Consider the following 4,901-nt stretch of genomic DNA (forward strand, 5'->3'; position numbering starts at 1 on the left):
ACCCTAGGTTCCGCCAAACTTCGAAGGCAGGCCAAGTGTGGTTTGCGCCCCCATAAAAAGGACGATCCCCATGCAAGGCATTCAACAATTCGTGCCCCTTATTCTGATCTTCGCGATCATGTATTTTCTGCTTATCCGCCCTCAGCAGAAGAAGGTCAAAGAACATAAAGCCATGGTCGATGGTCTGAAGCGTGGCGATCAGGTCGTGACCCAAGGCGGGCTGATCGGCAAGGTCGTCAAGGTGAAAGACGACGGCGAGCTTGAGGTTGAACTGGCCGACAACGTCAAAGTACGCGTTGTGCAGTCGACCATCGCGACTGTCGTGACAAGAACCGAACCTGCCAAGTAAACTGCCAATACGGCAGCGTTAAGAAGGGCTTAAGCCATGCTTCAGATTGATCTGTGGAAACGGGTGTTGATCATCCTCACCTGTGTGGCTGGCCTGTATCTGGCGCTGCCGAATGCGTTTTACGGCCCCGTCGAGCAGCATAATGATGCGCTCAAGGCGATTGAAGTGGCCGGGTCAACGCCCGAACTTGAAGCGCAAGCAGCACTTTGGCCGGAATGGTTGCCCGAACGGCTGGTGAACCTTGGCCTTGACCTGCGCGGCGGTGCGCATCTGCTGGCCGAAGTTAATGTCGCCGATGTTTACGCAAACCGGATGGAGGCGACATGGCCAGAGGTGCGTGATGCCTTGCGGTCGCTGACGCCGGTGCGCCGTGTCGAAGCGCCCGAGGGGGAGTTGCGCGTGCGGATCGACGATGCAGGCAAAATGGCGCAGGCCCTTGAGGTCGCGCGCGGTCTTGCACGGCCCGTCCAGACGCTGACAGGGGCGGGGTCGAATGACATCGTCGTCAGTGGCGATACGGACATCCTGACGCTAACGTTGTCGGATGCCGAAAAGCAGGCGACCGACGAACGCACCATGCAGCAATCGCTGGAAATTATCCGCCGCCGTATCGACGAGGTCGGGACACGTGAACCCACGATCCAGCGTCAGGGGTCGGACCGTATCCTGATCCAGGTGCCCGGTATCGGGTCGGCATCCGAGCTGAAGGCCATCATCGGCACCACGGCGCAGCTGACTTTCAACCCTGTTGTGAACCGTGGCGCGGATGCCAGTGCCGCCCCCGGTCTGGGTAATTCGCTGTTGCCCGATGCCGAAGCGCCCGGCGTGTTCTACATCATTGAAACGGCTCCGGTTGTGACAGGCGAAGAACTGGTTGATGCGCAGCCTAGCTTTGACCAGAACGGGCGGCCTGCGGTCAGCTTTCGCTTTGACACCACAGGTGCGCGGAAATTCGGCACCTATACGGCTGAAAACATCGGTGCGCCCTTTGCGATTGTTCTGGACGATGCTGTGATCAGCGCGCCCACCATCCAAAGCGCCATTCCCGGCGGGTCGGGCATCATTACCGGAAACTTTTCTGTCGAGGAATCAACCAATCTGGCCGTGCTGTTGCGGGCAGGGGCCTTGCCTGCTGGGCTGACCTTTGTCGAAGAACGCACCATCGGGCCGGAATTGGGCCAAGACAGCATTGATGCGGGCAAGATCGCCACGACGGTGGCCTTTGCCGCCGTGCTGTTTTTCATGTGGGCGACCTATGGCTTGTTCGGCTTTTTTGCCAATATCGCATTGATCGTGAATGTCGGTATGATCTTTGGTCTGCTTAGCCTGATCGGGGCCACCCTGACATTGCCGGGCATCGCGGGCATCGTTTTGACCGTCGGCATGGCGGTGGACGCCAATGTGCTGATCTTTGAGCGTATCAAGGAAGAGTTGAAGACCGCAAAGGGCCCCGCCCGCGCGATCAGCTTGGGCTATGAACGTGCGCTCAGCGCCATTCTGGATGCCAACATTACCACCTTTATCATCGCCATCATCCTTTTCGTGCTTGGTTCCGGCCCTGTGCGCGGATTTGCGGTGACCTTGGGGATCGGTATCGTCACGTCGGTCTTTACGGCATATTTCGTCACACGTCTGATGGTGGTCTTCTGGTTTGAACGCCGCCGCCCCAAGACCATCACGGTATAGGAGGCTGATATGATCCGCCTGAAACTGGTTCCCGACAATACGAACATCGATTTCTTCAAACATGCCAAACTGACCTTTGGCGCGTCTTGCGTCGCGGTCGTGCTGGCCTTGGCGGTCTGGTTCACCATGGGGTTGAACTATGGCATCGACTTCCGCGGGGGCACGACCCTGCGCGCCCAAAGCGACACAGTTGTCGATGTGGCGGCCTACCGCACTGCGCTGGCCCCGCTTGAATTGGGCGACATCACAATTTCAGAGGTGTTTGACCCCACCAGTGACGGGTCTAAACACGTCGCGATGGTCCGTATTCAGGCGCAAGAAGGCGAAGAAGCAGCGACCCCCGAGATGATCGCGAATGTTGAAACGGCGCTGAAAACCATCGCGCCGAACATCATCTTTACCTCGGTTGAATCCGTTGGCCCCAAAGTATCCGGAGAGCTGATCCAGACTGCCCTGCTGGCTGTGGCTGCATCCCTTGGCGCGATCCTGATCTATATTTGGCTGCGGTTCGAATGGCAGTTCTCTGTCGGGGCGGTCGCCGCGTTGTTTCATGATGTGATCCTGACAATCGGACTTTTTTCGATCCTGCAAATCCGCTTTGACTTGCCGGTCATCGCTGCGATCCTGACGATCATCGGCTATTCGATCAACGATACTGTGGTGATCTTTGACCGGTTGCGTGAAAACCTGCGCAAATACAAAAAGATGCCGTTGCGCGATATCATGAACCTAAGCGTAAACGAAACGCTGAGCCGGACGTTGATGACGTCGGGCACCACGCTGTTGGCGTTGATTGCTCTGCTGGTTCTGGGCGGTGACGTGATCCGTGGATTTGTTTTTGCCATTACGTGGGGCGTGATCGTCGGGACCTATTCTTCGGTCTATGTGGCCAAGAACGTGGTGCTTTACCTTGGGGTCAAACGCGACTGGTCCAAAAAAGACACCAACACAGGCCAATACGCCAACATTGATGCCTGAGATTTTTGCCGCAGCCGGTTCAGACGCAGGTCTGATCTGGCTGTTGGCAAGCGTTATCGTCGCAGGGCTTGTGCGCGGCTTTGCCGGATTTGGCAGCGCGATGATCATCATGCCGGTGGCTGCATCCGTGTTGACCCCTGTGCAAGCGGTTATTTTTCTGGCGGCAGCAGAATTGCTGGGCCCGCTACCAAACCTTTCTTCGGCATTGCGCATCGGCACCAAACGCGACATCGGTTTGCTACTGGCAGGCGTGGTCGTGGCGCTGCCGCTTAGGCTTTGGGGGTTGTCGGTGATGTCGCCTGAACCGTTCGGTTGGATTGTGTCGGGCGTGGTCTTTGCATTGCTTGCGTTGCTGGTCACAGGCTGGCGCTATGGCGGCGTCCTGAACCGGCCGCTCGTGCTTGGGACCGGCGCATTGGGCGGGTTCATGACGGGCTTTGCAGGGATCGCGGGGCCGCCGGTCATCATGCTTTATATGGCCAGCAAACTGCCTATTTCTGTGATCCGCGCGAATTTTCTGCTGTATCTGGTGGGCATCGATCTGCTGCTTTTCGCGATGCTGTGGGGCGCGGGGCTGCTGGTTTGGCCGGTCGTTGCCTTGGGCCTGATGATGGGCATCCCGAACGTGCTGGCCAATATCATCGGGGCGCGGCTTTTTGACCCGCAATCCGAACGTGTTTTCCGCACGGTGGCCTATATTGTTATTGCGCTTTCGGCTATAGCTGGCTTGCCGCTGTGGAAAGGATAACCTGATGCGCTTGAACGAAGTCGTTTTCACCGATGCCAAACCCGTCGAAGGCTATGGACCCGGTTTTTTCCGCATCGGCGGAGAAGTCGTGCACGGTCCGGTGATCGCAGGCCCGATGGGAACGCTGTCTTGGGCTGGCTATGATGACGCAGATGCGCTGCTGGCGCTGGCGGGCAAGATCGACATCCTGTTTATCGGCACTGGGGCTGACATCGCGCATTTGCCCGCCGACTTGCGCCGCCAATTAGAAGATGCGGGCCTTGGGCTTGAGGTTATGTCATCGCCTGCGGCCTCGCGAACCTATAACGTTTTGCTCAGCGAAGGCCGCCGTATTGCCCTTGCGATGATCCCCGTCTGACATGACGCTCTCGATCCATGATCTCGCCGTTGCGCGCGGTGGCGTGCCGGTGCTTAGCGCGGTGTCATTTAGCGTCGCCCCTGGCGAGGCGTTGATCCTGCGCGGGCCGAATGGCGCGGGCAAAACCACGCTGCTGCGCACGATTGCAGGGCTGCAAAAGCCGTTGTCCGGTGTGATCGATGGCGCGGAAGAAACCATCGCCTATGCGGGTCACGCCGATGGGCTCAAGGCGATGCTCAGCGTGACCGAGAACCTGCAATTCTGGGCGCAGGTGTTTGGCCGCACTGATATCGACTTGGCGTTAAATGCGTATCAGCTTGGACCTTTGGAAAGCCGCCTTGCGGGTACCTTGTCAGCGGGTCAGAAACGCCGCTTGGGGCTGGCACGTCTGATGGTGACAGGCCGTCCGATCTGGGTGCTGGACGAGCCGACCGTGTCGCTGGACGCCGATGCGGTGGCGATGTTTGCCGCTGCCGTCACCGCGCATTTGGGGGCAGGCGGCATGGCCCTGATTGCGACACATATTGATCTTGGCCTGAATGCTAAAACCTTTGATATCAGCCCCTACCGTGCCACGGCAGACACGCGCAGCGGTGCCAGTGACGAGGCCTTCTTGTGATCGCCTTGCTGCGCCGCGACCTGATGCTGGCCTTTCGGGCTGGCGGGGGCTTTGGCCTTGGGCTGGCGTTCTTTTTGATCGTGACGGTGCTGGTCCCGTTCAGCGTGGGGCCGCAATCGGAATTGCTGTCCACCATCGCGCCGGGGGTGTTGTGGCTGGGCGC

General features: G+C 58.6%; 7 protein-coding genes. All 7 read left to right on the forward strand.

Annotated elements, in window-relative coordinates; translation table 11 throughout:
- The first annotated feature begins 70 nt into the window (after positions 1 to 70).
- Positions 71 to 349 carry a preprotein translocase subunit YajC gene (gene yajC / locus ABYT07_RS18730; protein WP_372993543.1) on the forward strand — a complete coding sequence of 93 codons (279 nt, stop codon included), beginning with the start codon at positions 71 to 73 and terminating at the stop codon, positions 347 to 349.
- 36 nt (positions 350 to 385) lie between these two features.
- Positions 386 to 2,035 carry a protein translocase subunit SecD gene (gene secD, locus ABYT07_RS18735; RefSeq protein WP_372993544.1) on the forward strand — a complete coding sequence of 550 codons (1,650 nt, stop codon included), beginning with the start codon at positions 386 to 388 and terminating at the stop codon, positions 2,033 to 2,035.
- Between the two features lie 12 nt (positions 2,036 to 2,047).
- Entirely contained in the window at positions 2,048 to 3,013 is a 966-nt protein-coding gene (secF, locus tag ABYT07_RS18740; RefSeq protein ID WP_372993548.1) for a protein translocase subunit SecF, read from the forward strand.
- Positions 3,006 to 3,761, forward strand: coding sequence for a TSUP family transporter (locus ABYT07_RS18745; protein WP_372993545.1), 756 nt, complete (start codon positions 3,006 to 3,008; stop codon positions 3,759 to 3,761). Before secF ends, ABYT07_RS18745 begins: the two co-directional genes overlap by 8 nt.
- A gap of 4 nt (positions 3,762 to 3,765) precedes the next feature.
- The gene (locus ABYT07_RS18750; RefSeq protein ID WP_372993546.1) at positions 3,766 to 4,119 is read left to right on the forward strand and encodes an Mth938-like domain-containing protein; all 354 of its coding nucleotides are present in this window, start codon (positions 3,766 to 3,768) and stop codon (positions 4,117 to 4,119) included.
- A gap of 1 nt (position 4,120) precedes the next feature.
- Positions 4,121 to 4,738, forward strand: a complete 618-nt coding sequence (gene ccmA, locus ABYT07_RS18755) for a heme ABC exporter ATP-binding protein CcmA (protein WP_372993547.1) — start codon at positions 4,121 to 4,123, stop codon at positions 4,736 to 4,738.
- Positions 4,735 to 4,901, forward strand: a 167-nt coding sequence (locus ABYT07_RS18760; RefSeq protein WP_372993549.1) for a heme exporter protein CcmB, incomplete at its 3' end; no start/stop codon positions are given. The genes ccmA and ABYT07_RS18760, both read left to right, overlap by 4 nt.

This window comes from Sulfitobacter sp. (assembly GCF_041552635.1).
Classification (GTDB): Bacteria; Pseudomonadota; Alphaproteobacteria; order Rhodobacterales; family Rhodobacteraceae; genus Sulfitobacter.